General features: G+C 64.6%; 24 protein-coding genes and 1 tRNA gene. 19 read left to right on the top strand and 6 right to left on the bottom strand.

Annotated features, from left to right (window positions below):
• Positions 1 to 71 precede the first annotated feature (71 nt).
• The 13 genes from SAZ01S_RS18480 (at position 72) to SAZ01S_RS18430 (ending at position 11936) form a co-directional block, all read left to right on the top strand.
• Positions 72 to 821, top strand: coding sequence for a winged helix DNA-binding protein (locus SAZ01S_RS18480; RefSeq protein WP_245825004.1), 750 nt, complete (start codon positions 72 to 74; stop codon positions 819 to 821).
• Positions 822 to 1181: 360 nt separating this feature from the next.
• Entirely contained in the window at positions 1182 to 1358 is a 177-nt protein-coding gene (locus SAZ01S_RS24110; protein ID WP_167693207.1) for a hypothetical protein, read from the top strand.
• Positions 1359 to 1476: 118 nt separating this feature from the next.
• Positions 1477 to 1552: transfer RNA gene (locus tag SAZ01S_RS18475), tRNA-Val, on the top strand.
• 251 nt (positions 1553 to 1803) lie between these two features.
• Positions 1804 to 2984, top strand: a protein-coding gene (locus tag SAZ01S_RS18470; protein ID WP_139810137.1) for an IS3 family transposase whose coding sequence is annotated in 2 segments (ribosomal slippage) — positions 1804 to 2056 and positions 2056 to 2984 — 1182 coding nt in all. Because the reading frame shifts where the segments join, the coding sequence is not laid out codon by codon here.
• A gap of 153 nt (positions 2985 to 3137) precedes the next feature.
• Positions 3138 to 3713, top strand: coding sequence for a cysteine peptidase family C39 domain-containing protein (locus tag SAZ01S_RS24610; RefSeq protein ID WP_281252167.1), 576 nt, complete (start codon positions 3138 to 3140; stop codon positions 3711 to 3713).
• 8 nt (positions 3714 to 3721) lie between these two features.
• A complete protein-coding gene (locus SAZ01S_RS18465) occupies positions 3722 to 5365 on the top strand; it encodes a type I secretion system permease/ATPase (protein ID WP_281252166.1) in 1644 nt (547 codons plus the stop codon).
• Positions 5362 to 6753 (top strand): HlyD family type I secretion periplasmic adaptor subunit, encoded by a 1392-nt coding sequence (locus tag SAZ01S_RS18460; RefSeq protein ID WP_084583750.1) that lies wholly within the window; start codon positions 5362 to 5364, stop codon positions 6751 to 6753. Before SAZ01S_RS18465 ends, SAZ01S_RS18460 begins: the two co-directional genes overlap by 4 nt.
• Positions 6754 to 6847: 94 nt before the next feature.
• The gene (locus tag SAZ01S_RS18455) at positions 6848 to 8185 is read left to right on the top strand and encodes a DUF1963 domain-containing protein (protein ID WP_084583749.1); all 1338 of its coding nucleotides are present in this window, start codon (positions 6848 to 6850) and stop codon (positions 8183 to 8185) included.
• A 43-nt stretch (positions 8186 to 8228) separates the two neighbouring features.
• Positions 8229 to 8927: an imm11 family protein gene (locus SAZ01S_RS18450; RefSeq protein WP_084583748.1), complete on the top strand. Its 699-nt coding sequence runs from the start codon at positions 8229 to 8231 to the stop codon at positions 8925 to 8927.
• A gap of 12 nt (positions 8928 to 8939) precedes the next feature.
• Positions 8940 to 9722 carry an imm11 family protein gene (locus SAZ01S_RS18445; RefSeq protein WP_084583747.1) on the top strand — a complete coding sequence of 261 codons (783 nt, stop codon included), beginning with the start codon at positions 8940 to 8942 and terminating at the stop codon, positions 9720 to 9722.
• A 12-nt stretch (positions 9723 to 9734) separates the two neighbouring features.
• Positions 9735 to 10316, top strand: coding sequence for an imm11 family protein (locus SAZ01S_RS18440; RefSeq protein WP_084583746.1), 582 nt, complete (start codon positions 9735 to 9737; stop codon positions 10314 to 10316).
• Between the two features lie 426 nt (positions 10317 to 10742).
• Positions 10743 to 11441, top strand: coding sequence for an imm11 family protein (locus SAZ01S_RS18435; RefSeq protein WP_084583745.1), 699 nt, complete (start codon positions 10743 to 10745; stop codon positions 11439 to 11441).
• Positions 11442 to 11453: 12 nt separating this feature from the next.
• The gene (locus SAZ01S_RS18430; RefSeq protein ID WP_439951237.1) at positions 11454 to 11936 is read left to right on the top strand and encodes a Tn3 family transposase; all 483 of its coding nucleotides are present in this window, start codon (positions 11454 to 11456) and stop codon (positions 11934 to 11936) included.
• Positions 11937 to 12087: 151 nt separating this feature from the next.
• Here SAZ01S_RS18430 and epsC read toward each other — a convergent pair whose 3' ends face one another.
• From epsC to SAZ01S_RS18410, 4 genes are all read right to left on the bottom strand, one after another.
• Positions 12088 to 13068 (bottom strand): serine O-acetyltransferase EpsC, encoded by a 981-nt coding sequence (gene epsC / locus SAZ01S_RS18425; RefSeq protein ID WP_084583771.1) that lies wholly within the window; start codon positions 13066 to 13068, stop codon positions 12088 to 12090.
• Positions 13052 to 14350, bottom strand: coding sequence for a dicarboxylate/amino acid:cation symporter (locus SAZ01S_RS18420; protein ID WP_084583744.1), 1299 nt, complete (start codon positions 14348 to 14350; stop codon positions 13052 to 13054). The genes epsC and SAZ01S_RS18420 overlap by 17 nt, the downstream gene beginning before the upstream one ends.
• A 142-nt stretch (positions 14351 to 14492) precedes the next feature.
• Positions 14493 to 14858, bottom strand: a complete 366-nt coding sequence (locus SAZ01S_RS18415; RefSeq protein WP_084583743.1) for a hypothetical protein — start codon at positions 14856 to 14858, stop codon at positions 14493 to 14495.
• A 68-nt stretch (positions 14859 to 14926) separates the two neighbouring features.
• Entirely contained in the window at positions 14927 to 15490 is a 564-nt protein-coding gene (locus SAZ01S_RS18410; protein ID WP_084583742.1) for a helix-turn-helix domain-containing protein, read from the bottom strand.
• 90 nt (positions 15491 to 15580) lie between these two features.
• Here SAZ01S_RS18410 and SAZ01S_RS18405 point away from each other — a divergent pair, with 90 nt between their 5' ends.
• Complete coding sequence (locus SAZ01S_RS18405) at positions 15581 to 16024, top strand: DUF6456 domain-containing protein (protein WP_084583741.1); 444 nt, start codon at positions 15581 to 15583, stop codon at positions 16022 to 16024.
• Here SAZ01S_RS18405 and SAZ01S_RS18400 read toward each other — a convergent pair.
• Complete coding sequence (locus SAZ01S_RS18400) at positions 16017 to 18470, bottom strand: DUF2339 domain-containing protein (protein WP_084583740.1); 2454 nt, start codon at positions 18468 to 18470, stop codon at positions 16017 to 16019. The two genes, SAZ01S_RS18405 and SAZ01S_RS18400, sit on opposite strands and share 8 nt — an antisense overlap.
• A 100-nt stretch (positions 18471 to 18570) precedes the next feature.
• On the opposite strand from SAZ01S_RS18400, the gene SAZ01S_RS18395 reads away from it, so the two are divergent.
• The gene (locus SAZ01S_RS18395; protein ID WP_084583770.1) at positions 18571 to 19236 is read left to right on the top strand and encodes a glutathione S-transferase family protein; all 666 of its coding nucleotides are present in this window, start codon (positions 18571 to 18573) and stop codon (positions 19234 to 19236) included.
• Between the two features lie 33 nt (positions 19237 to 19269).
• Positions 19270 to 20217 (top strand): diaminopimelate epimerase, encoded by a 948-nt coding sequence (gene dapF, locus SAZ01S_RS18390; protein ID WP_084583739.1) that lies wholly within the window; start codon positions 19270 to 19272, stop codon positions 20215 to 20217.
• A gap of 37 nt (positions 20218 to 20254) precedes the next feature.
• On the opposite strand, the gene SAZ01S_RS18385 is transcribed toward dapF, so the two are convergent.
• Positions 20255 to 20965: an outer membrane protein gene (locus tag SAZ01S_RS18385; protein WP_084583738.1), complete on the bottom strand. Its 711-nt coding sequence runs from the start codon at positions 20963 to 20965 to the stop codon at positions 20255 to 20257.
• A 61-nt stretch (positions 20966 to 21026) separates the two neighbouring features.
• On the opposite strand from SAZ01S_RS18385, the gene SAZ01S_RS18380 reads away from it, so the two are divergent.
• The 3 genes from SAZ01S_RS18380 (at position 21027) to SAZ01S_RS18370 (ending at position 23695) form a co-directional block, all read left to right on the top strand.
• Positions 21027 to 21653: a TetR/AcrR family transcriptional regulator gene (locus SAZ01S_RS18380; RefSeq protein ID WP_084583737.1), complete on the top strand. Its 627-nt coding sequence runs from the start codon at positions 21027 to 21029 to the stop codon at positions 21651 to 21653.
• A 216-nt stretch (positions 21654 to 21869) separates the two neighbouring features.
• Entirely contained in the window at positions 21870 to 22373 is a 504-nt protein-coding gene (locus tag SAZ01S_RS18375; protein ID WP_084583736.1) for a hypothetical protein, read from the top strand.
• Positions 22370 to 23695 (top strand): DNA-packaging protein, encoded by a 1326-nt coding sequence (locus SAZ01S_RS18370; RefSeq protein WP_084583735.1) that lies wholly within the window; start codon positions 22370 to 22372, stop codon positions 23693 to 23695. Before SAZ01S_RS18375 ends, SAZ01S_RS18370 begins: the two co-directional genes overlap by 4 nt.
• Positions 23696 to 23705: the final 10 nt, after the last annotated feature.

The raw sequence follows: 23705 nt of genomic DNA, 5'->3' as shown, positions 1-23705 counted from the left end.
GCGCGGGGTTTCGTCTTCGCGAAGCGGTCGGCGCGACCGAGGCATTATCGGATGCATCCATTCTCGATGGGGTGCGACTGCTGCTGATCGAAGGCGACGGCATCGCCGAGACGATGCTGGAACCGCTGCTGATCCGGCTGGGGGCCATCGCCGAAGACCGCCGCCTTCCGCTGATCGCCACGATGCTGCCCGAGCAGCTCGATCTCGCGGCAAGCCTGTTGCCGGGCCATGCCGCGTTGCAATGCAAGCCGTCCGAGGCGGACCGGGTCGGCGCGGCGATTTTCTCGCGCCCGATGAGCGCCCGGCTGTTCGACATCGCCGCCGAGGACGATGTGATGCGGATGCGCCGCTTCCAGGAGGAGGTCGCGCGGATCGCCGACTCGCTCGCGCGGCTGACGCGCGGCGCCGGTACCGATCGCACGGCGGGGCTCCGCAACGACGCCACCCCGTTCCGGACCGACACCGCCACGGCGGAAATCACCGCGCCGGAGCTCCGCCGAGTGATCCGTGCGCGCCGGCTTCGGTCCGAGTTCTTCCAGGGCGACCTGTTCGCGGACCCGGCCTGGGACATGCTGCTCGATCTGCTGGCAGCGGAACTGGAGGACCGCAAGGTGCCGGTTTCCAGCCTGTGCATCGCCGCGGCGGTGCCGCCGACGACCGCGCTGCGCTGGATCGGCACGCTCAACGAAGCCGGACTGTTCCAGCGCGAGGCCGACCCCAAGGATCGGCGGCGCGCCTATATCGGCCTGAGCGCCAAGGCGCGCGGCGGGCTGCTCGATTACATCGCGGCGGTGCGACGGGCGGGGCTGTCGATCGTGTAAGGCGATCCGTCCGCGCGCGGCAGTGACTGCCGCCCCCGGGGCAGCGCGCGGGCGGTTCACCGAGTCGGCAAAGCCTCTCGTTCACACCGAGAGAAACGAACACCGGTTTCGCGGGCGCCTTTCCGAAGACCGGAATCGCCTCCCTGCGAGCGCGCCGCGGCGCTGCTGGCCATGCGCGGGCCATTGCAGGGCGCGGATCGCGCGACAACCGCAACAAGGCAGAAGGCGGAGCCGCTTCGACGATGGCTCCGTCAGCGAGATTGTGCGCGCAGCATAGGCGCGGTAGTGCCACTGATCCTGCGGTAAGATATTGATTATATTGTCTTATATTCACTTATTCGCAACTCGGGGAGCAACTCCATGAATGACGCTGTCGAAACCGTCCTTGCGATCCTGATCATCGCAGCAATCGTGGGTGGTGCCCTGCTGTTCGCGGATGAAAAGGGGAAGTCGCGCACCTGCGCCGATTGCGGCTACCGTCCGGTGCGCGATGGCGAGCAAGTGTGTGAGCGATGCCTGGCGGACGACTGGACGTGAGCCTCGCCCGGTCGTTGTGCCGGCGACGGGAGATCGGGCCCCAGGCCTGCGCGCAATTCCGCAAAACGAGTGTTGACCCCGATCACAAATCGCGTACATCCGCCGCTTCCGGGCGACCGGGCGGTTAGCTCAGTTGGTAGAGCATCTCGTTTACACCGAGAGGGTCGGCGGTTCGAGCCCGTCACCGCCCACCATCCCGCGGCCCGCACTGGCACAACCTGATACTGGGATTCGCCCACCCTTAAAATGGGATTGAAAGCGCCGTTGAAGAGCCCGGTTCGCTCATCTTCAGGCGGCGTACTCCATTCCTCTCAGACGGTCGCCTTATCAAAGGCGGCGATCCGACTTCGGTTGACGGAGTGATTCGGCTCGATGCAGACATCCTGACGTGCTCCCCTGCAACTCCTCCAGTTTGAGGTAGAGTCCTCGATCAAGGAGGACGGAGATGAAGCGCAGCAGGTTTACGGAAGAGCAGATCATCGGGATACTGCGCGAGCAGGAGGCCGGCACGTCGACGGCGGATGTGTGCCGGAAGCACGGTGTAAGCAGCGCGACGTTTTACAAATGGAAGGCGACGTACGGCGGCATGGACGTGTCGCAGGCGCGCAAGCTGAAGGTGCTCGAGGACGAGAATGCGCGGCTGAAGCGGCTGCTGGCCGATGCGATGCTCGACAATGCGGTGCTGAAGGAAGTTGCCGCAAAAAACTGGTGAAGCCTGCCGCTCGGCGAAGGGCTGTCGAGGATGTTCGGCAGACCTTCGGCATCAGCGAGCGTCGGGCGGAGCAGCCCAAGGTTCCAGCGATGCGAAGCATCGTTGGAAAGGCTGCGGAGGGATGCGCCATTCTGAGCGTGGATCGGTCGTCGATGCGCTATGCGCATCGGCGTAGTGATGATGGCGACCTGCGGTCGCGGCTTCGCGAGATCGCGCTTGAGCGCCGTCGGTTCGGCTATCGGCGGCTGGGGATCATGCTCGCCCGCGAAGGCATCGTCATGAACCACAAGAAACTGCTGCGGCTGTATCGCGAGGAGAATTTGCGGGTGCGTCGTCGGCGCGGCCGCAAACGAGCGATGGGCACGCGGGCGCCGATGGCGCACCCGCAGGGGCCGAACCAGCGGTGGAGCCTGGACTTTGTGAGCGATACGCTGGTGTGCAGCCGGCGCATCCGCATCCTTGCCGTCGTCGATGACTTCACGCGGGAGAACCTGGCGCTGGTGGTGGATACCTCGCTGTCGGGCGCTCGTGTTGCTCGCGAGCTCGACGCGATCATCGCGGTGCGCGGCAGGCCCCTGATGATCGTCAGCGACAACGGGACCGAACTGACCAGCCTGGCGATCCTGCGCTGGGCGCAGGACCGGCAGATCGAGTGGCATTACATCGCGCCGGGCAAGCCGCAGCAAAATGGCTACATCGAGAGCTTCAACGGTCGCTTGCGCGACGAGTGCCTGAACGAGACGCTGTTCGCCTCGCTGAGCCATGCCCGCTCGGTGCTGAGCAACTGGCGAAACGACTACAACCATGTGCGGCCGCATAGCGGCATAGGCGGGCTGACGCCCGCCGATGCCGCCAAGCGCGTTGTGCAAACCCACCCGCCAGGGCATCCTGGCAGCCCCGGACTCTACTTATGAGTGGAGGAGAAAAGGGGAGCACGTCAAGCAATAGACCGAATAAATCTCGCATCGCTCGGGTTTTTACGAGCGTCCCACCAAAATCCTTCGATACGATAGCCGAGGAGTTGGCCTGAATCGGGTCTTTGATTCAGGCGGTGCCGGGGGGTGTCGTTGTCTGAAGACGAAGAGATTGCGCGGTCCGCAAGCGCCGACGCGAGCGGACAGGATCGCCTTGAGTCAGGATTGGCGTGCCTGACGCTGCTCCTCAATTTTCATCAGATTCCCGCCGATGAGGATCAGCTCCGCCACGCGCTTGGCGATATCCCGGCACCCGAGCCGTTCGAGTTTGTCCGACTAGCAAATCAGGCAGGGGCAAAGGCCCGCACGGTGAACGTCTTGCCGGGGAAACTTTCCAGACAGCCCCTGCCGGCGATCGCGCAAATGCACGACGATAGTTATCGCGTGATCGCGCGCATCGACGGTGACCAGCTTCTGATTCACCGACCCGTCGCGTGCGGTGCGGGTGAGGCCGAGATCCTGACGCTCGAGGCGTTTCGTGCGGAATGGCTCGGCGAAGGCGCTGCTCCAACCGCGCGTGGCGTTTTGCTACTGATGACGACCCGGGAGGCCCTGGCCGGTGGTCTGCGCAATTTCGATATTGCGTGGTTCATTCCCGCGCTGGTCCGCTACCGGCACCTCATCGGCCAGGTGCTGCTGGCCTCTTCTTCCTGCAGCTGCTCGCGCTGATTTCGCCGATGCTCTTCCAGGTCATTATCGACAAGGTGCTGGCCCATCGGACGCTCTCGACCCTGGACGTGTTGTTCGTTGCCTTCGTCACCGTATCGGTGTTCGAGTTTTTCATTGGCGCGGGCCGCACCTGGCTGTTCAGCCACACCACTTCGCGGGTCGATGTCGAACTCGGCGCTCGGCTCTATCGTCACCTTCTGGGGCTGCCGATGGCCTATTTTGCCGCGCGCCGCGTGGGCGACAGCGTAGCCCGGGTGCGTGAGCTGGAGACGATCCGGGAATTCCTCACCTCGTCATCGGTGACTGTGGTGATCGACGGCCTGTTCACCGTCGTCTTCCTTGTCGTGATGTACATCTATTCGCCAGTCCTGCTGTTGGTCGTCGTCCTCAGCCTGCCCTGCTACGTCGCGACCCTCTGGACACTCGCACCCGTCCTCAAGCGCCGGCTAGACGAAAAGTTTCAGCGCGGTTCTGACAACCAGTCGTTCCTCGTGGAATCGATCAGCAATATCGAGACGGCCAAGGCCATGGCCGTCGAGCCGGCATTTCAGCAGCGTTGGGAACGGCAACTCGCCGGCTATGTCAGGTCCAGTTTTCAGGCTCTCCAGATTGCGAACTGGGGTTCCGAAGGCGTCCAGCTCGTCTCGAAGCTGTGCAGCGCGACTCTCCTGTTCGTGGGCGCGAAGGCGGTCATGAGCGGCGAGATGACGGTCGGCGAACTGGTCGCCTTCAACATGCTTGCCGGTCGCGTATCCGGACCGGTGCTGCGTCTCGCCCAGCTCGCGCAGAGCTTCCAACAGGTGCGGATCGCGGTCGATCGGTTGGGGGACATCCTCAACACCCCGACGGAGCCGCAATTCGACCCGAGCCGATCGACTCTGCCCTCGATCCAGGGCGCGATCGCGTTTGACGGCGTCACGTTTCGCTATGCGCCCGGCGCGCCCGAGGTGCTGCGTGACGTCCGACTGACCATCGCCCCGGGCGAACAGCTTGGCATCGTCGGTTCGTCGGGTTCGGGCAAATCTACCCTGACGCGGCTTATCCAGGCCCTTCACACGCCCGATGGCGGTCGCGTGCTGGTCGACGGCATCGACCTCGCTCAGGTCGATCCGCGCTGGCTAAGACGCCAGATCGGCGTAGTCCTTCAGGAAAACCGCCTGTTCAACCGAACCGTGCGCGAGAATATCGCGCTGTCCAGTCCAGCGATCCCGATGGCGGCCGTGGAGCGCGCCGCGCGGCTCGCCGGCGCCCATGAATTCATCCTGAAGCTGGAGCGCGGTTACGATACGATGGTGGCCGAAGGTGGCCTCAGCTTGAGCGGCGGCCAGCGCCAGCGGATTGCGATTGCGCGGGCGCTGCTTACCAACCCCAGGATCCTGATCCTCGACGAGGCGACGTCGGCGCTCGACGCTGAAAGCGAGGAAATCATCCAGCGCAACCTCGCTGAGATCGCGCAGGGCCGCACGGTGATCATCATCGCGCACCGGCTCAGTGCGGTGCGCAGCTGCGATCGCATCGTTGCCATGGAGGGTGGCCGGATCATCGAAGAAGGAAGCCACGGCGAACTCCTCTCCCTAGGCGGTCGCTATGCCGAACTGCACGCAAAGCAGATGGGCCTGCAACCGCCGGTTCCGCGGGCAGCAAACGCATGAATGCGCTTTCCCACAACTGGCAGGTGCTGACGGCGAGTTGGGCGCTCGAGTCCCAGCGACGACGGGCCCGGCAGGCCGAAGCCGAGAACCACGCCTTCCTCCCCGCCGCCCTGGAGGTTCTTGAGCGCCCGCCGAGTCCGATCGGGCTCGCCCTCCTGTGGGGTATGCTCGCATTCGTCGCGGCTGCGTTCCTTTGGGCCTGTCTGGGCCGGATGGATGTCGTGGTGAGTGCTCCCGGCAAGCTCATTCCATCGGGCCATGTGCAACTGGTGCAGTCCGCGGATGGCGGCGTCGTCCGCGCCCTCCATGTCCGGGACGGCGAGCTTGTGCGTAAGGGCCAGCTTCTCGCCGATCTCGATCCCACGCAGTCGGGCGCGGAAGCTGCGCAGGCGCAGGCCGCCCTCGCCACGGCCCGCATGGATGCGGCCCGATCGCAGGCGCTGCTCCGCGTCGCGCGCGGAGAGCCCATGGCATTCGCGCCGCCGCCGGGAACTGATCCGGCCGTCGCGGCGACGCAACGCGCGCTGATCGATAGCCAGCTATCGGAGCTCCGCGGCAAGCTCGGCGACCTGGGCCAGCGGCGTGCGGAAGCGTTGGCCCAGGCGCGCGCATCGGAGCTGGAGCGCCGCCGTCTCTTCGACACGCTGCCGCTGTTGCGGGACCGTGTCGCGCGTCGCCGCAAGCTTACCGATCAGGGCCTTAATTCAAAGATCCAGCAGCTAGAGCTTGAACAGCAGCAGCTCGATCATGAGCGCAGCATCGGTGTGCAGGCCGAAGGGGTGGTGCGCTACGCCGCAACGGCAGGATCGCTCGCGCAACAGATGGACGAGGCACGCGCCGCCTTCGTCAAGGATGTCGCGACGGCGCTGGCGAAGGCCGAAGACGAAGTCCGCCTGCGCACCGAGGAGTTGCGCAAGGCAAATCAACGAAGTCGCCTGCAGCAGCTTCGCAGCCCGGTTGACGGAACCATCCAGCAGCTCAGCATACATACGATCGGCGCGGTGGTGAAGCCAGGCGACCCGATCATGGTGGTCGTGCCGGCGGCGGATGGTGTCGTCATGGAGGCACAGCTTCGAAATCGGGACGTCGGGCAGATCCACATCGGTCAGCCGGTGCAACTGAAACTCGAAGCCTTTCCCTTCACCCGCTACGGCACCGTTCCGGGCAAGTTGATCGGGCTCTCGCGCGACGCAATCCAGGACGAGAAGGCCGGCCTCATCTATCAGGCTCGGGTCGCCGTCGATCCGGCCTGGCGGCCAAACGGCGGCATCGTCCTTAGTCCTGGAATGGCTGCGACCGCGGACATCCATACCGGGTCGCGCCGGATCATCTGGTTTCTTCTCAGCCCGATAGCACGCCGCGCGCAAGAAGCGGGCAGGGAGTGGTGATCAACATGCATAACATCGATCCGCCGTTGCCAGAAAGAATGTGCTGAAGTGTCCATAGAGAAGGGAGCAGCGATCCATTCGTGGGGGGACAGGGATGGCGGATGAGGTCGAAAGCCTTTTCGAGAAGTACCGCCGTGACGCCGTTCTGCTTCATAGGCCCTATCCGCCGTATGAAGCGGCGAAGGGTCTTAGTAAGTTTGGCGGCCTCCCTTCGCTTCCCTCAAATTACGCGTGGCCGCGTACCCCGGAGGGATTGCCGCTCCATTTCCTTGCCCAAATTGATTGCCGGGACATCTCCTTCCCGACAATCCTGCCAGACCAAGGGGTTCTGTTCTTCTTTGGACGCTGTGACATGGAGCAGCTATGGGAAACTAACGAGCCGGACCGGAATTGCCGTGTGATTTTCGCCCCCGAGGGGGCGGCTGGAATACGCGAACGGCAGCCACCAGCCGATCTGCCGCCGATCGGCGGGGGCTATCCTCGGCCTCGATGGATATGCGGCGTTCCGCCCACCCAGGCGTCAGGACCGAACCAGCATTTCGAATGGCCGATCACCCCAATTCGAATTCACAGCTGGCCTGATCCGTCCGCTCTGCCCGCCGAAAATTGTCCCCCCCAGCCGTGGCGCGGCTTGGGTCTTTATGGTCTAGTTTACGCCGAGGATCTATATCCGGAGGAATGGAATACCTTCTGCGAGTACCATGACGATCAGCGACAGCTGCAAACTGCCTATAGACTCAAGCTCGAACAGCGGCGCGCGGAGTCGATCTACGCAGCGACGGGTCGTACGCCGACTACCCATGACAAGTGGGACATCCACCTGGACTTGTCGAAAGCGCTGATGGGCCATGACTTCGACGGGGGCATCTGCCCCTGGCGTTGGATCTACGTACGCTTCCTCTGCATGGCCTTGAGCGTAGAAACCGCCGATAGCCCCCTACCGCTCGCCGACCCTCACATCGTTGAGGAAGGCATTCACTACTGGCTCGATCGCGCCAATCGCGCGGATCCCGCGGACGCTCTCCCGGATGACGCCGGTCGGGAACTGAACAAATGGATCAAGAACATTCGAAGCGGCGGCAGGACGGAACGTCTCATCCTGGATGTCGTGGCCACTGCCATACGAAGCTTCGCGGGAACTCCGGAGCTGGCAAGGAAGATCGATCCTGTGATCTATGAGCTGGTGGCTCCTGTTTTCTGCGACAACACCATACCGGAGATGATGTTTTCTCAAATGCTTGGGCATGCACCTTCTGTTCAAACTGCAAAGTTCGTAGAAGATCGAAATATATGCCTGATCAATATTGCCAGCGAACGAGATAGCACCGGTTGGTCCTTTGGGGACCGTGGCTATTGTTCCTTTTGGATTTCCTTGCAGGATTTGTGGAATCGCAATTTCAACAACTCCTGGGGAACGATCATGGGAAGTTGAAGGCGTTCATGCGAGGATATCAAAAATTAAAATAGGATAATACATGTCAGAAAAATTTGAGAAACCGACGGAATATCTTCATGTCGGACCGCGGGCTTATGAGCCCGACACGTCGGGCCGTATTTTCTACGAGGTGATGCCAGACCCAGCCTTTGGGCGCCTCCCTTTTGAAATCATCGACGAAGTGGCGTTTCATTTTTCGAGACCGGGACCGCACCCCGGCGGGAAAGGGTTTCCGGATTATCAGGGCGTGCCGATTCTTCGGTTCGATCCCCGACGCAAGCGCGTTGCGGACTTGAATAAAAACGGCGGGCTCTGGATCGTTTCCGACCGAGCCAGGAAGCTCTTCGAGCGCGTCGATCCGGAAGCCTTCGAATTCCGGCCGGCCGAAGCGATCAGGTCAGGCAAGCCGTTGGAAGGCGATCCTTACTGGCTATGCGCACCGATCCGCGTGCTCGACGCGGTCGATGAAGATGGCTCGGAGATATGGATAGGTAGATTGGGAGATCATTATACATATCCCTCTCTGCATCTGACCAAAATGAAACTAAATGTTGTTGGACATGCGCACGCATTTAGTCCATTTCGTAGTAGTACTACCATAATATTTGATGATATTATGGTTTCAGAAATAAATCGCGCCGGGCTGACCGGGTTTGTCTATCTCGATCTACAGAGCATCGAGCGAACAAATCGTCTGCGCCCGCTTCATTCGCTTCCTCCTCTTGTCCTTTCGAATTGAGGAGTCGCCGCGATGCCTATTCCCGATCCGTTGCCAAAACAGCACCACGAGATCCCGCAGAAGGCGGCAAAACCACTCCAAGCAGGGGCCAAGGTCATGTCAGATTTCGCCGAGAAAGTAGTCAGCTATCTCCACGTTGGCCCGAAGGCCTACGAGCCTGACAAATCGGGTCGTAAATTCTATGAGGTCAAACCGGACGGGACTTTGGGACGCCTCCCTTTCGAATTCCTCAATGAGGACGAAGTAGACTTCTACAAGATTGGCCCTCATTTCGACGGGAAAGGTTTTCCAGACTATGAGGGGACGCCGGTTCTTCGATTCAATCCTCGGCGCAAACGCGTTTCGGATTTGAATAAATATGGCAGGCTCTGGATCGTTTCCGACCGAGCTAAGAAGCTCTTCGAGCACGTCGATCCAGAAGCCTTTGAATTCCGGCCGGTCGAAGCGATCAGGTCAGGCAAGCCGTTGGAAGGGGATCCTTACTGGCTATGCGCACCGATCCGCGTGCTCGACGCAGTCGATGAAGACGGCTCGGAAATATGGATCAGTAGACAGGGAGAGCATTATACATACGTTACGATTCATCTAACGAAGCTGAAACTCGATGTTGTCGGAGATGCGCACGAATTCAGTCTAATTCGTTACGAAAGTACTGTAATATTTGATGATGTAATGGTTTCTGAAATAAAGCGTGCCGGTCTGACCGGATTTATATATCTCGATCTACAGAGCGTCGAGCGAACAAATCGTCTGCGCCCGCTTCATTCGCTTCCTCCCCTTGTCCTTCCGAATTGAGGAGCCGCCGCGATGCCTACTCCCGATCCGTTGCCAAAACAGCACGACGAGATCCCGCAGAAGGCAGCGAAACCACTCCAAGCAGGGGCCAAGGTCATGTCAGATTCCGCAGAGAACGTAGTCAGCTATCTCCACGTTGGCCCGAAGGCCTACGAGCCTGACACATCTTGTCGTATTTTCTATGAGGTCCAACTGGACGGGACTTTGGGACGCCTCCCTTTCGAGATCATCGACGAAGCGGCGTTCAAGTTTTCGAGACCGGGGCCGCATCCGGGTGGGGCGGGCTTTCCCGACTATGAAGGCGTGCCGATCCTTCGCTTTAACCCAAAGCGAAAGCGCATTTCGGATTTAAATCAAAACGGCCGACTCTGGATCGTGTCCGACCGTGCCAAGAAACTGTTCGAGCGCGTTGACCCGGAAGCCTTCGAGTTCCGTCCGACTAAAGCGATTAAGTCAGGCAAGTCGCTGGAAGGGAATGTCTATTGGCTATGCGCTCCGATCCGAGTGCTGGATGCTGTCAATGAGGATGGCTCCGAAATGTGGATGAGTCGCGGCGAAACCCAATACACTTATGTATCTCTGTACCTTGTTTAAATGAAAGCGCAGAAAGTGGAAGAGGCGCATGCTTTCAGTCTCACGCGGGCATTATACATAAATATATTTGACGACATCCCGTTCAATGAGATCAGGCAAGCTGGACTGACTGGTTTTCTATATATCGACTTCCAGAGCATCAAGCGCGCCAATTGTTGCTGCGCTCTTCAGTCCCTTCCGCCGCTTTCTCTGTCGAATTGAGGAGCAGTCTCGGTCCAAGGTGCAATATCTACAAATAATCACAATGTTCTCCTACTTAACGTTGCGAGAGATACAGCAGAGGATTTTGATGTAAAAATTTTGGATACTGTTCCTTATGAAATTAAAAGGCTTATAAATTAAATAGATAATTAGGTGTATATTTAGGGGTGGCGTTAGAAATAATATTTAACTTAGGCTGATTGGAAAATCAAAAGGAGCGAAGAGGTGTCCGAAAAATTCGAGAAGGCGATCGAGTATCTTCATATCGGCCCAATGGCGTACAAGCCTGAAACTTCAGGTCGTAAGTTCTTTGAGGTTCGCGCTGACAGAACTATTGGGCGCCTACCTTTCGATGTCGTCAACGAGGAAGAAGTCGGCTTCTATAAACCCGGTCCTTACCCAGGTGGGATAGGCTTCCCAATATACCAGGGTGTACCGATCCTTCGATTCAACCCCCGAAGAAAGCGTATACCTGACTTGAACCAGTACGGCAGACTATGGATCGTCTCGGACCGTGCCAAGAATGTGTTGGCGCGGGTGGATCCGGAAGCCTTCGAATTCCGGCCGACTGAATCTGTTAGAGGTGGCAAGCCCTTGGAAAGAGATTCTTACTGGCTATGCGCTCCAATTCGCATACTAGATGCTGTGGACGAAGATCGATCCGAAATATGGATCGGACGACTTGGTGATAATTATACTTATCCGTCGCTGCATCTAGCGAGAATGAGACTAGAAGTAGTTGGTGATGCGCATGCATTTTGCCCGATGCGTTCTCTTTCATTAATCATATTTGATGAAATAATGGTTGATAAGATCAAGAGTGCTGAACTAACGGGCTTTATATATCTGGATTTACAAAGTATCGAACGCGCAAATCGCTTGCGTGCCCTTCATTCACTTCCACCTCTTTCCGCTTTGAACTGAGGATTCGCCGCGATGCCCACTCCCGATCCTCAGCCGCAGCAGCACCTGTCCGTTGCGCTGCGCGAGATCGGGCGGATCAAACGCTCGATCTTCATTTGCGACTGGCTGCTCGACACCAAGCTGCGCCGTCGATCGCACGCCATTCTCAACAAGGGCGAAAGCCGTCATGCCCTGGCGCGTGCCGTGTTCCTCCATCAGCTCGGAGAACTGCGCAACCGCGTCGCCGAGACGATGGCGTACCGCGCCTCCGGCCTCAATCTCGTCGTCAATGCGATCATCCTGTGGAACACTGTCTATCTCAGCCGCGCCGTCCGCTACGTCCACGACCAGGGCATCACCATCCCCGACGCGCTCCTCGCCCAGGTCGCCCCGCTACCCTGGAACCATATCGCGTTTACCGGCGACTATCTCTGGAACGAGATTGATCACCCCCTCGAACGCTACCGCCCAATCCGCGCCAACCGCTTCAATCCCAAAAACTTCCTGTTTCCTTAGCGTACACGGCTGTAGAAACTCCCACGGAGCCCCGAGATCAGTCGAAACTCTGTGGCGGACCGCGGTTTGCGAGGCCCAGTCCGTCACGTAGTTAGAGACGATCAGGGGAGGCTAATCCCATAATAAGGTTGTGCCCGTGGCCCGGCATTCTTCAATCGCGATGTTCGCTCAGGCGGACGGTCATGTTGCTCTGTGCGTCGCCACGCAGCGGGATAGCGGCCGGCTGGACGAGCATGCTGTAGGGCGGCACGTCGTCGAGCAGCCAGACATTGCCGCCGATCGTGCTGCCGCGGCCGATCGTCACCCGCCCGAGAATCGTTGCCCCGGCATAGATGATGACGTCGTCCTCGATGATCGGATGGCGGGCATATCGGCTGCGCGGGCCGGCCGGTGCGAGACCGAGCGGGCTGCGCGCGCCGAGTGTGACGTGCTGGTACAGCCGGACATTGCTGCCGATGATCGTGGTCTCGCCGATCACCACGCCAGTGCCGTGATCGATGAAGAAGCTGGGGCCGATCGTCGCCGCCGGGTGGATGTCGATGCCGGTGCGGGCGTTGGCGAGTTCGGAGAGGATCCGCGCGACGATCACCGCGCCCAGGCCGTGGAGCTGGTGGGCGATGCGATAGTGGAGGATGGCCAGCGCCCCGGGATAGCTGATCAGGATCTCATCGACGCTGCGCGCGGCGGGGTCGCCGACAAAGGCCGCGTCGACATCGGCGTCGAGCAGCGTGCGGATCTCGGGCAGCGCGGCGGCGAACAGGCGGACGAGCAGATCCGGCTGGTCGCTGTCGAACAAGGTGTCGTTGTGGAGCTGCCAATAATCGAGTTCGGCGGCAATCTGCGTGCGCAGGATGGCGAGGCCGCTGGCGAGCTGCTCGGCGACGAAATCATCCTCGCGCGCAATGCCGCCGCGAAAGCCGCCGAGGCGCGTGGGGAACAGCGCCGCGGCGATATGCGACAGGAAGCGGCCGAGCTCGGCCGGCGCCGGGAAGCGCGACAGGCCGCGATGTTCGGCGCGGCGTTCACGCCAGGCAGAGCGGACGCCGTTCAGCGCGGAGACCGCCTCGGCGATCTCCGCGGCGAAGGCATGGTCGGACACGGCGCTCCGCACGGGGTCAGGCCGTGACGACATGCGCGGGCGTTCCGAACGCATCGGGGGCGAGCAGGCCGCTCTGGCGGGCGACGATCGTCGGTACCAGCGCCTGGCCGGCGACGTTCACGGCGGTGCGGCCCATGTCGAGAATCGGGTCGATCGCCAGCAGCAAGCCCGCGCCTTCGAGCGGCAGACCGAGGGTGGAGAGGGTGAGGGTGAGCATCACCGTCGCGCCGGTCAGCCCCGCGGTCGCGGCCGAACCCACCACGGCAACGAAGGCGATCAGGCCGTAATCGGCAAGGTGCAGCGGCACGCCGAAGAACTGGGCGACGAAGATCGCCGAGACCGCCGGATAGATCGCAGCGCAGCCATCCATCTTGGTGGTGGCGCCCAGCGGGACGGCGAAGGCGGCATAGGCAGATGGCACGCCGAGGCGCTCGACCACCTCTTCGGTCACCGGCAGTGTGCCGACCGAAGAGCGGGAGACGAAGCCGAGCTGGATCGCCGGCCAGGCGGTGGCGAAGAAGCGCAACGGGTTGAGGCCGTTTGCCGCAAGCAAGGCGGGGTAGACGACCAGCAGCACCAGCGCGAGGCCGATATAGATGGCGGCGGCGAAGGCGCCGAGCGCCGACAGCGCGTCCCAGCCATAGCGCACCACCGCATCGCCGATCAGCGCCGCGGTGCCGATGGGGGTGAGCGCGATCACCCAGCGGAGCAGCCGGCGGAAGATGGCGAGGGCGGAGGCGTTAAACTGCAGAAAGGCGCTGCCCGCTTCGCCGACACGAACGGCCGCCGCACCGATCGCGATCGCGGCGACGATGATCTGCAGCACGTTGAACGACAGGCCGGTGGTGGCGGCGCCGTCCTTGAGGCTGGTCGAGGCGGTGAGGCCGAGGAAGTTCGCCGGGACCACGCCCTTGAGGAAATCGAGCCACGAGCCGGTGTTCGACGGCGCCTTCGCCGCGCTGGCGGCGACACCGGCGTGGAGGCCCGGTTGCAGCAGCAGGCCGAGCGCGATGCCGATCAGCACCGCGACAAGGGCGGTGGCAGCGAACCAGAACAGCGTGCGGGCAACGAGGCGCGCGGCATTGTCGAGTTCGCGCAGCGCGGCGATCGAGGCGACGATGGCGGTGAAGACCAGCGGCGGGACCAGCGCCTTGAGCAGCTGGACGAAGATCTGGCCTGTGGTGTGCAGGCCCTCGCCCAGGCCCGCCTGCCCCGTCGTCCGGACGACGAGGCCGAGTGCCAGGCCAGCGGCCATGCCGAGCAGCACTTGCCAGGCAAAGGGGACACGGAAACGGGTGAGGGCGGCATTGGCCATGCGCGGACAGCTCCTTTTCGAGCTGCCACGATATCCCATCGGCGTACTAGGAGAACAAAGTTTTGCTATCAGGCCCGCTGGTGGAGCTTGGAAGCCGGGGCATGCTGCCGGGCGGCGGGAGTCTGCCGCCCGGCGCGCCCGATCAGTTCGCCTTGAACGTGGGCTTGTCGCCGGTGAATGCGATCGTCAGATAGCTGTTGTCGCAGGCATTATAGCTCGACCACACCGCCGTGCTCTTGTCCTCGAAGGTTGCCCGCACGTCATATTTGCACTGGGCGCCCTTGTCGAAATGCACGGTGGTCTTGCCGCCGGGCTTCACCTTGGTGTCCTTCTTGAGCTCCGGATCCACCTTGTTTTCGGTCCAGCTGCCCGAGCCTGCCGGCGCGACTTCGATCTTCTCGATCAACTTGCCGGTGTTGTTGACCAGCATGAAATCCCAGTCGTCGGCCAACGCGGGGCTGGCGACGGCGAGGATCGCTGCGGATGCGACGAAAGCCAGTTTCTTCATGGTCTTTTCCCTCCTGTTGCGCAGCATTTTGCGCCGAACAGGTGCAGCGGGCAAGGGCGTAACAATGCCTATAGCGTGCGGATCAGACGCACGGCGACGGCGATCCAGGCCGGGCCGGTCACCACCTGCTGGCGGCCGCCTGCGCCGGGGGGCAGCAACTGCAACCGGTCGCCCTCCCGGCCGATCAGCCGGCCGAACACGAAGCGTCCCGCGGGGCGCGGCACCAGCACATCGCGGTTGAGCGCGCGGCCAAAGTCTTCCGGGGCAAGCCGTTCGCACCAGATTGCGTCGCCGGTGCGATACTCGCCGATGCTGGCCTCGACCGTAACGGCGACCGTGCCGGCGTCCGGGCGCGGCGGCACCTGGGTTGCCGGGCGACGGGGCGCATGGGCGCCGTCTGCCTCGAGCAAGGCGGCGACGGGCACGTCCGGGCGATCGGGCAACTGGACGAGATCGGCAGCGTCCACCTCCAGCGCGGCGGCGATGCGGTTGAGCCAGGCGACCGACACCGTGCGGGTGCCGGTTTCCAGCCGACCGATCGTCTGCGCCGTCGTCGGCGGCACGCAGCGACTGGCGACGTCGTCGAGGGTCAGGCCCTTGGCGCGGCGGACTTCGCGAATGGCGGTGATCATGGCCTGCTCCTAACCAAATCGGTTTTCCACTTTCCTACAGATGCGCCGTGATGGCAAGAGGGGTGCGGTGGAACAAAAGGAGATTCGGTGATGCGTCAGCTGGTGGAACGAACGACCGAGCGGGGACGGAGCGTGACGGTCAATGTCGCCGAGTCGCCGCTCGCATGGCTGCGCGCGCGCGGCCATGTCGACGCGCGGCAATTCGAGGCGGGTGAGCGGCTGCGCGGCGATTACGAGATGGCGGCGCTGGGACCCCGCGTCACGATGCGGTGGGATCCCGCACCGCGCGGCGACGGGCGGCGCGCGGCACCCGAGCCGCTCGACCCGACCCTGGCGCAGATCGCCGCCAAGCGCCGCTTCGATGCGGCGATCGCAGCGGTGGGCGGGGGCCTTTCCGATATCCTGTGGCGGGTGGTCTGCGCCGGCGAGGGGCTGAGCGCAGCGGAAAAGGCGCTGGGCTGGCCCGCCCGTGCGGGCAAGCTGGTGCTCTGCCTCGCGCTCGACCGGGTCGGCGATCATTATCGGCTCAGGTGACGGGCGGCGGCTCGGCCGGGCGGGCGAGGAAGCGGCTATAGCCCCAGCCGATCGCGATCAGCGCGACGCCCAGGCCGAGGAACGACAGGATGCGCAGCAGCCCGTCCAGCGCGGCGGCGTCGACCAGGAACACCTTGAAGGTGGTGACCGTCAGCAGGCCGAGCCCGGCCAGTCGCAGGTCATGGCGCCCCGCGGTGATCCCGCGCCACAGCCAGGCCAGCGCGAGGACGAGCAGCGCGGCCGAGTAGCCGCCATTCTCGAGGCTGCGGATCGGGCCGGTGAGCAGCACGCCATGGGCGAGCCAGCGCACCGCGGCGAGTGCGGCGATGATGCTGAGCAGGGCGGCCGGGACCCGCAGCCGCGGCAGCGTCCAGCACCAGAAGGCGGCGGCCCCCAGATGCAGCGCCAGCAACGGCCCGGCGCGCTGCGCGACGATCGCAGGATCGAGGAGGAGCAGGTCGAACCAGACCAGGCGGCCGAGGCCCAGCACCAGCAACGCGCGGGCCACGCTCGGCAGCCGGCCCTGGCGGCGCAGTGTCCAGCCCGCGGCGATACAGGCCTGGGTGAGCAGGGCGCGCTCGACAAAGCCCCAGGCGAGGAAACGCTCGGGCGTGGCGATCGCCAGCGGCTGCTTGGCCAGCGCGTACACCAGCAGCAGGGTGAGCGTTGCCGTGATGGCGGCAGCGGGGCGTTGCCATCGGCCGAACGCGCGCGGGTCGACCAGGAAGGCCAGGGCCGCGATGGCCGGTGCGGCGAACGCCTGGAGCAGGTCCGCGACCGGGGGCAGCCCGGCATAGGGCAAGTGGTCGCCCGCCAGCGCTTCGCCGACCATGCCTGCGATCGCCACGAGCTTTTCGAAACTGGCGACCAGGGTCGCAACCAGCGGCACCATCGGCAGCGCGAACAGCGCCGGGGCCTGCACGCGCCGCGCCCAGAATACCAGCCCGCCGAGTGCCAGCGCCAGCGGCACCGACAGCCAGTGCGGCGGCAGGGCCGTCGCAAGCGCGACGGTGCCGAGCAGCGCGGTGATGGCGGTTGCGCCGGTCAGCGCCGGATCGTCGCGCTCGCCGGCGAGCTGCTGGGCGAGACGCGCGCACGCCATCGCGGCCAGCAGCTCGGCGAGGCTCCAGCCCCAGCCGGGCAGCAGTTCGCCGGCAAAGCCATGGGCGACCAGCACCGGCCCGCCCGCGCCGAGCAGCGCCAGCGCGACCCAGTGGCGGTCGCGGCGCCAGAGCAGCTGGCCGGGAACGGCGAACAGGAGGGTTGCCACCACCGCAGCGGGCGGCGCGGCGCCATGGTGCGGCCCGGCGAAAGCCAGGCCCTCGAGCGCGAGCAGCAGCACGAGGCTGGCCAGCGCGCCGGGGAGGTAGACCGGATCGCGCCAGGCCAGCGCTATCGTCGCGGCGGCGAGGACCAGGTAGAAGCTCCAGGCGAGCGGCCCGAAATCGAGCCCCGGCGCGATCGCCACCAGCTGCAGCAATCCGACCAGCAACGGCGCGAGGCGCAGCCAGCGATTGCGGATGCCGGCTACCGGCAGCGCCGCCGACGCACCGCCCGCCACCAGCATGGTGAACCCGCCGACTGCGGCAAGGCTGCCCTTGCCATCGACCACCGCGATCAGGAACTGCGCCCAGGCGAGCCCGGCAAAGCTCGCCGCGAACGCCAGCCATGCCCAGCGGTGATGTACCGCCAGCCCGAACAACGCGGCGACGAACAGGCCGAGATAGACGAGCAGCGGGGCAATGCCCGCGGCATCGAAGCCCGCGACCAGCGGCGCCGCGAACCCGCCGACCAGCGCCATGATCGCAGTGGGCGGGCCGTGGCGCAGCGAAAGCCCCATGGCGGCGAGCGTCACCAGCACCACAGCGCCAAAGGCGGTGGACGGCGCGATGAGGTGGTACAGCGCCGCGGCCATGTAGAGCGTGCCATAGAGGCTGGCGATCCCGGCGCCGGCGAGCGCCTGTCCCAGCCGGGCATCGTCGCGCGTGGCCGGCAGGTGGCGCGCCGCTTCGCCGGCGCAGACGAGCGCGCCGCCGAACAGTGCTGCGATCAGGGTCCGGGCGGCGGGGCCGAGCAGGCCCTGCTCGATCGAGTAGCGGACCAGGAAGATCCCGGCGAGCACCAGCGCGACGCCGCCGATCCAAATCGGCAGACGCCCGCCGATCAGCGTTTCGACCCGGAGCGTGGGGAGGGCCCAGCGCCGGGTAGGTTCCTCGGGGGCAAGAGGCGGCGCTTCCGACGGAAGCTCCTCGGCCACGGTTGTGGGCGGCGCGACCGGTTGCTCCAACGGCGCCGGGCTAGGCGCCAACGCGCCGCGTGCTTCGAGGCGTTCGACCTGACGCTCCATCGCTGCCAGCGCCCGGGCGAGATGATCGATCCGCGCTTTGAGCAGCGCGAACCCTGCCGCGACGGCACTGGCGAGCAACAGGAAAAGCAAGGCCATCATCGGCGGCAGCGTGGCAGAAACCTTGGCCGCTGTCGCGCAAAGGTCGCGCCACCGCGCACAAAATCGGCTATGCTGCAGGCCATAAGCGGGAGGAATGCCGATGATCGTCTATGGTTCAACGATTTCGCCGTACGTGCGCAAATGCATGGTGTTCGGGGCCGAGAAGGGCCTCGCGCTGGAGCTGAAGTTCGCCGGCCCGGGCAGCCCGGATCCCGAATTTCGCGCGGTCAGTCCCTTCGGCAAGATGCCGGGCTTCCGCGACGGCGACTTCACGATCTCCGACTCCACCGCCATCGTCACCTATCTGGAAGCCAAATATCCCGAGCCCAACCTGATCCCAATCGAGCCCCAGGCCCGTGCGCGGACGATCTGGTTCGACGAGATGGCGGATACGCTGATGATGGCGGCGGCCGGAGTCGTGTTCGGGAATCGCTTCGTCAAGCCGCGGGTGATGCAGCTGCCCTGCGACCATGTCGCCGCCGACCAGGCCGAGAACGAGCAGCTGCCGCCGATCCTCGCCTATCTGGAGCGGACGATCCGCGAAAGCGGGTTCCTGGTCGAGGATCGCTTCACCCTGGCCGATATCTCGGTTGCGAGCCCGCTCGCCACGCTGGGCTGTATCGGCGTGTGCGTCGATCCCGCCCGCTACCCGCGCACCGCCGCCTATGTCGATGCGATCCACGCCCGGCCGAGCTTCGCCGAGATCATCGCCCGCGATCGCGCGCAGGTGGCGGCGATGGGCGGCGGGGTCGATCGCGCGGCATAGCCAAAGCGCCGTCCCTTCCCTAGATGGGGCGGCATGCGCATCGCCTTCACCAAGTGCCATGGTTCGGGAAACGACTTCCCGCTGATCGACGCCCGTGCCCTCACCCTGGGCGAGCCGGAATGGGCGACGCTCGCCCGCCTGCTCGCCGACCGTCGCGGACCGGTCGGCGGCGACGGGCTGCTGGCGCTGGTGCCCGGCGACGACACCCACGCGTTCGGCATGCGGATGTGGAATTCGGACGGGTCGGAGGCGGAGACCTGCCTCAACGGCCTGCGCTGCACCGCGCGGCTGGGCTTCGACCTGCTCGGGATCGACGCGGCGCAGGTGAAGCTGAAGACGAGTTCGGCCAGTGTCGCGCGCGATCCCGCGATCGCGCCCGGCGTCGCGACGATCCGCACGCTGGTCGGCCCCAATTCGACGCGCAGCGCCGATGTCGGGCTGGTCGGCGCACCCGAGACGGTGATCGACGCGCCGGTCGACGGGCTGCCCAACCCGCGCGCGTTCACCGCCGTGGCGATGCCCAACCCGCATCTGGTGACCTTTGTCGACAGGGTCGACGACGACGAGTTGGTCGCGCTGGGCCGCTGGTGCGAAAGCCGCCCGGCGCTGCTGCCGGCCCGCGCCAACGTCTCCTTTGTCGAGCAGCGCGGGCCGGCCCGGCTGTTCGTCCGCACCTTCGAGCGCGGCGTCGGGCTGACCGACAGCTGCGGCAGCGCCATGGCGGGATCGGTGCTGAGCGCAGCGCTGACCGGCCGGGTGCCGTTCGGCACGCCGATCGAGGTGTTCAACCGCGGCGGCATGGTACGCGGCCAGGCCGAGGCGGACACGCGGGTGATGCTCTCCGGCAATGCGACGTTCGAGACGGAGCGGGTGGCCGAGGTGGATTTCGCCACCGGCACGTTGGACGCGGTGGAAACGCTGCACGCGCGTGACGACGAGCGTGCAGCGTGGGACGCGATGGTGGCGGGGCTGAGCGCGTAAGTGTGCGCCTCTCCACACGCCGCCTCCTGATGTCGTCTTAGAACGTAAACCGCAGCCCGACATCGATGTTGCTGCCGCGGAGCGTCCGCGTCGCCTGCTCGCCGCGCGAGTCGACGCCATGGAAGGTCCCGCTGTCCAGCCAGCGATATTGTGCGGAGAGTATGAGGCGCCGGGCGACCGGCACGCTCAAGCCCGCCATCGCCTGATAGGCGAAGCGAGTATCCTTGACGTCGAGCAACTGGGCGGGCGGCGCCGTCGGCGCGCGCGCCGGCGCGGCGAAGGTCGTGAAATGACCATGCGCCGCGCCGATCCCGCCCCCGATATAGGGACTGACGCGCCAGCGTCCGCGGAACGGCGCGACATAGGCATTTGCCATGTAGCGGATGGTCCGGTTCTTGCCGTCCTGCGGCACCGTAACCGAGATTGGCCGTACCGCCGAATAGCTGGTCGAATGGTTGGACGTGTAGCCGATCTCCGCCTCGATCCGGAACGCGCGCAGCTCGTATCCGACCGCGCCTTCGCCGCCCCAGCCGAAGTCGATGTCGTTCACAACGTAGAGTGTCGAGCCCGGCATGGGGGCATTGGCGATGGTCTGGTGCGGCTTTTCCAATGCCGAGCCGCTCACGCTGGCGGCAATATACCACTGCCCTGGCGCCGCGTGCGCTGGGATCGTTCCGCCGATCGTCGCGAGCAACCCAAGAACGATGCATTCCGGGCGCACGCTATCAGCCGCGAAAACACGGTTCATTGACAACCCCCTTTGAATGTCACTAGAGTATCCTTATGGCACTAATGGGACATAAAGACACGTGAGTCAAGATGGGTCGCGCGAACGGACCAACCAAAAGGCGCGCACACGTACGGATCTGCTCCAGTCGGCAGGCGCGCTGATCAGGGCCGGCAAACGGCCGACGGTGGAGGAGGCAGCGCTGGCGGCGGGCATATCGAAGCGCACCGCCTATCGATATTTCACGTCCCAGGATCACCTGCTGGCGGACGCCGCGCTTGAGACCCTGCGTCCGCATATGGAGGCGGTCCTCACGTCGGTGGCCGAACCGACCGACGTGCACGCGCGCGTTCGGGCACTCGCGATCGCGCTTCGCCAACTGTCGGAACGGCATGACCCGGAACTGCGGGAGATGATCCGCGCGTCGCTCGACCGAGGCGCAACATTGACGCGCGACGCCCCCCGGCAGCGCGGCGGGCGGCGGCTGGAATGGATCAGGATGGCGCTCGACCCGCTTCGCGAGACGCTGTCAACGGACCGCTTCGAGGCGCTGACCAACAGCCTCGCCGTCTGCCTCGGCATCGATGCCTGGCTGGTGCTCAGCGATGTTTGCGGGATGACCGGCGAACAGGCTGAGCAGCTGACCGTCTGGATGGCCGATGCGCTGCTCGACCGAATGATCGCCGAAAACGCGGAGGAGCGACGATGAGGGCGGGTGCGATCCCGGTAGGCGCGCCCAAAGATCGACAGGGCGTCTGAAACAAACCCGCTCGATGTACCAAATAGGATAATTTTGCTTGACATCGTCACGCTCCTGTGGCACAAAACAGGAACGCTGAAGAATTGCGAGTCGCTGAGGGCGGCGCTGCTGGGACGGGCCGGGCACGGTGGTGCTGCGGCCCGTTCGCGTTTCGGGAGAGGTGCCATGACGGACGTGATCGGCAAGGGGACCAATCGTCGCTTCCAGAAGCGCAAGCTGCCTGCCCATGCCTGGAACAAAAAGCAGGAGCGCGCCTTCCTGGAAATGCTGGCGGCAACCTGCAACGTGGTCCGGTCGTGCCGGCACGCCAAGGTGGATCATCGCTCCGCCTATCGCCGCCGTCGCGAAAATCCCGTGTTCGCCTCGGCTTGGCGGGCGGCGATTCTCATTGGTTATGAGCGACTGGAGGAGCAGCTGCTCGCCCAGCTGGCGGCGCCGCACCCGTTCGAGGAGGACGGAATCGACGACGCGCCGCCGGCAACCGGACCGTTCGATCCCAAGCTGGCGATGGAACTGCTGCGCATGCATCGCGCGACGGTGGAGAACCGGCCGCAGACACCGCGTGGCCGGGTGGTGCGGGTCAGCCGTGAGGAGGCGGAGGCGGCGCTGAACAAGAAGCTCGACGCCCTCGCCAAGCGGCTCACCGAGGAACGCGGAGGGCAGCCATGACCCCGGCCAACGCCGACGATGCGCTGGCCCGGCTGGCGTTGGCGCCGCGCGACGAGCGGGTGCGGATGATCCGGAAGATGCCGCGCGCGCATGTGCGCTTCTTCAACGAGGCGTGGTGGCGCTGGGCCCATGACGGCCAGTTCTGGCCCGAGGGCGACTGGCGGATTTGGCTGATCCGTGCCGGTCGTGGCTTCGGCAAGACGCGCGCGGGGGCGGAATGGGTCAGCGAGATGGCGCGCGAACGCGCCGGGGCGAGGATCGCGCTTGTCGGCGCCACGGTGGATGAGGTCCGCCGGGTTATGGTGGAGGGGCCGGCGGGGTTGCTGGCGGCGGCGCGGGAGCAGGAGCCGATCGCCTGGCATTCGACGCGAGGCGAGCTGGTATTTGCCTCTGGCGCACGGGCGTTCGTCTATTCGGCCGAGGCGCCCGAGAAATTGCGCGGGCCCGAGCATGACTTCGCTTGGTGCGACGAACTGGCGAAGTGGCGCGCCGGAGCGGCGGACACGGCTTGGGACAATCTGATGATGGGCATGCGGCGGGGCGAGAAACCGCGGGTGGTGGTGACGACGACGCCGCGGCCGGTGAAGCTGATGCGGCGGGTGATGGCGATTCCGCGCCCGGCCCTGCACGAGACGCGGGGGCGGACGCGCGACAATATCCACCTGCCGCGCAGCTTCGTCGAGGCGATGCTGGCCGATTATGCCGGGACGCGGCTGGGGCGGCAGGAACTCGATGGCGAGATGATCGACGACGTGCCCGGCGCCTTGTGGCCGCGCGCGCTGATCGAGCGGCAGCGGCGGGCGGCGGTGCTGCCGCTGGCGCGGGTGGTGGTGGGCGTCGATCCGCCGGCCGGCACCGAGGGCGATGCGTGCGGCATCGTCGCGATCGGGCTGGGCGCCGACGGCCATGGCTATGTGCTCGCCGATGCCAGCGTGGCGGGCCTGCGCCCCGAAGGCTGGGCGACGGCGGTGGCGGAGTGTGTCGGGCGGTTCGAGGCCGAGTGTGTGGTGGCAGAGAAGAACCAGGGCGGCGCGATGGTAGAAAGCGTGCTCAAGGCCGCCGACGCCGCGCTGCCGATCCGGTTGGTCCATGCAAGCCGCGGCAAGGTGGCGCGGGCCGAGCCGGTGGCGCTGCTCTACGAGAAAGGCGTGCTGTGGCACGCCGAGGTGTTCGCCGACCTGGAGGCGGAGCTGGCGGGGCTGCAGGCAGCGGGGGGATATCAGGGCCCTGGGCGCTCGCCGGACCGCGCCGACGCGCTGGTGTGGGCAGTGCACGAGCTGATGCTCGGCCGACGGGGCAAGGCAGCGGTGCGGATGGTGTGAAAATCTAGCT

It is taken from the genome of Sphingomonas azotifigens NBRC 15497 (assembly GCF_002091475.1).
GTDB lineage: Bacteria > Pseudomonadota > Alphaproteobacteria > Sphingomonadales > Sphingomonadaceae > Sphingomonas > Sphingomonas azotifigens.
This window is presented reverse-complemented; position numbering and strand designations above follow the sequence as displayed.

What these genes read in the sequence shown, in the direction of transcription:
- SAZ01S_RS24110 (WP_167693207.1), top strand. Translation starts at nt 1,182, where the DNA reads ATGAATGACGCTGTCGAAACCGTCCTTGCGATCCTGATCATCGCAGCA.
- SAZ01S_RS18465 (WP_281252166.1), top strand. Translation starts at nt 3,722, where the DNA reads ATGCTCTTCCAGGTCATTATCGACAAGGTGCTGGCCCATCGGACGCTC.
- SAZ01S_RS18460 (WP_084583750.1), top strand. Translation starts at nt 5,362, where the DNA reads ATGAATGCGCTTTCCCACAACTGGCAGGTGCTGACGGCGAGTTGGGCG.
- SAZ01S_RS18455 (WP_084583749.1), top strand. Translation starts at nt 6,848, where the DNA reads ATGGCGGATGAGGTCGAAAGCCTTTTCGAGAAGTACCGCCGTGACGCC.
- SAZ01S_RS18450 (WP_084583748.1), top strand. Translation starts at nt 8,229, where the DNA reads ATGTCAGAAAAATTTGAGAAACCGACGGAATATCTTCATGTCGGACCG.
- SAZ01S_RS18445 (WP_084583747.1), top strand. Translation starts at nt 8,940, where the DNA reads ATGCCTATTCCCGATCCGTTGCCAAAACAGCACCACGAGATCCCGCAG.
- SAZ01S_RS18440 (WP_084583746.1), top strand. Translation starts at nt 9,735, where the DNA reads ATGCCTACTCCCGATCCGTTGCCAAAACAGCACGACGAGATCCCGCAG.
- SAZ01S_RS18430 (WP_439951237.1), top strand. Translation starts at nt 11,454, where the DNA reads ATGCCCACTCCCGATCCTCAGCCGCAGCAGCACCTGTCCGTTGCGCTG.
- epsC (WP_084583771.1), bottom strand. Translation starts at nt 13,068, where the DNA reads ATGTCGTCACGGCCTGACCCCGTGCGGAGCGCCGTGTCCGACCATGCC.
- SAZ01S_RS18420 (WP_084583744.1), bottom strand. Translation starts at nt 14,350, where the DNA reads ATGGCCAATGCCGCCCTCACCCGTTTCCGTGTCCCCTTTGCCTGGCAA.
- SAZ01S_RS18415 (WP_084583743.1), bottom strand. Translation starts at nt 14,858, where the DNA reads ATGAAGAAACTGGCTTTCGTCGCATCCGCAGCGATCCTCGCCGTCGCC.
- SAZ01S_RS18410 (WP_084583742.1), bottom strand. Translation starts at nt 15,490, where the DNA reads ATGATCACCGCCATTCGCGAAGTCCGCCGCGCCAAGGGCCTGACCCTC.
- SAZ01S_RS18405 (WP_084583741.1), top strand. Translation starts at nt 15,581, where the DNA reads ATGCGTCAGCTGGTGGAACGAACGACCGAGCGGGGACGGAGCGTGACG.
- SAZ01S_RS18400 (WP_084583740.1), bottom strand. Translation starts at nt 18,470, where the DNA reads ATGATGGCCTTGCTTTTCCTGTTGCTCGCCAGTGCCGTCGCGGCAGGG.
- SAZ01S_RS18395 (WP_084583770.1), top strand. Translation starts at nt 18,571, where the DNA reads ATGATCGTCTATGGTTCAACGATTTCGCCGTACGTGCGCAAATGCATG.
- dapF (WP_084583739.1), top strand. Translation starts at nt 19,270, where the DNA reads ATGCGCATCGCCTTCACCAAGTGCCATGGTTCGGGAAACGACTTCCCG.
- SAZ01S_RS18385 (WP_084583738.1), bottom strand. Translation starts at nt 20,965, where the DNA reads ATGAACCGTGTTTTCGCGGCTGATAGCGTGCGCCCGGAATGCATCGTT.
- SAZ01S_RS18375 (WP_084583736.1), top strand. Translation starts at nt 21,870, where the DNA reads ATGACGGACGTGATCGGCAAGGGGACCAATCGTCGCTTCCAGAAGCGC.
- SAZ01S_RS18370 (WP_084583735.1), top strand. Translation starts at nt 22,370, where the DNA reads ATGACCCCGGCCAACGCCGACGATGCGCTGGCCCGGCTGGCGTTGGCG.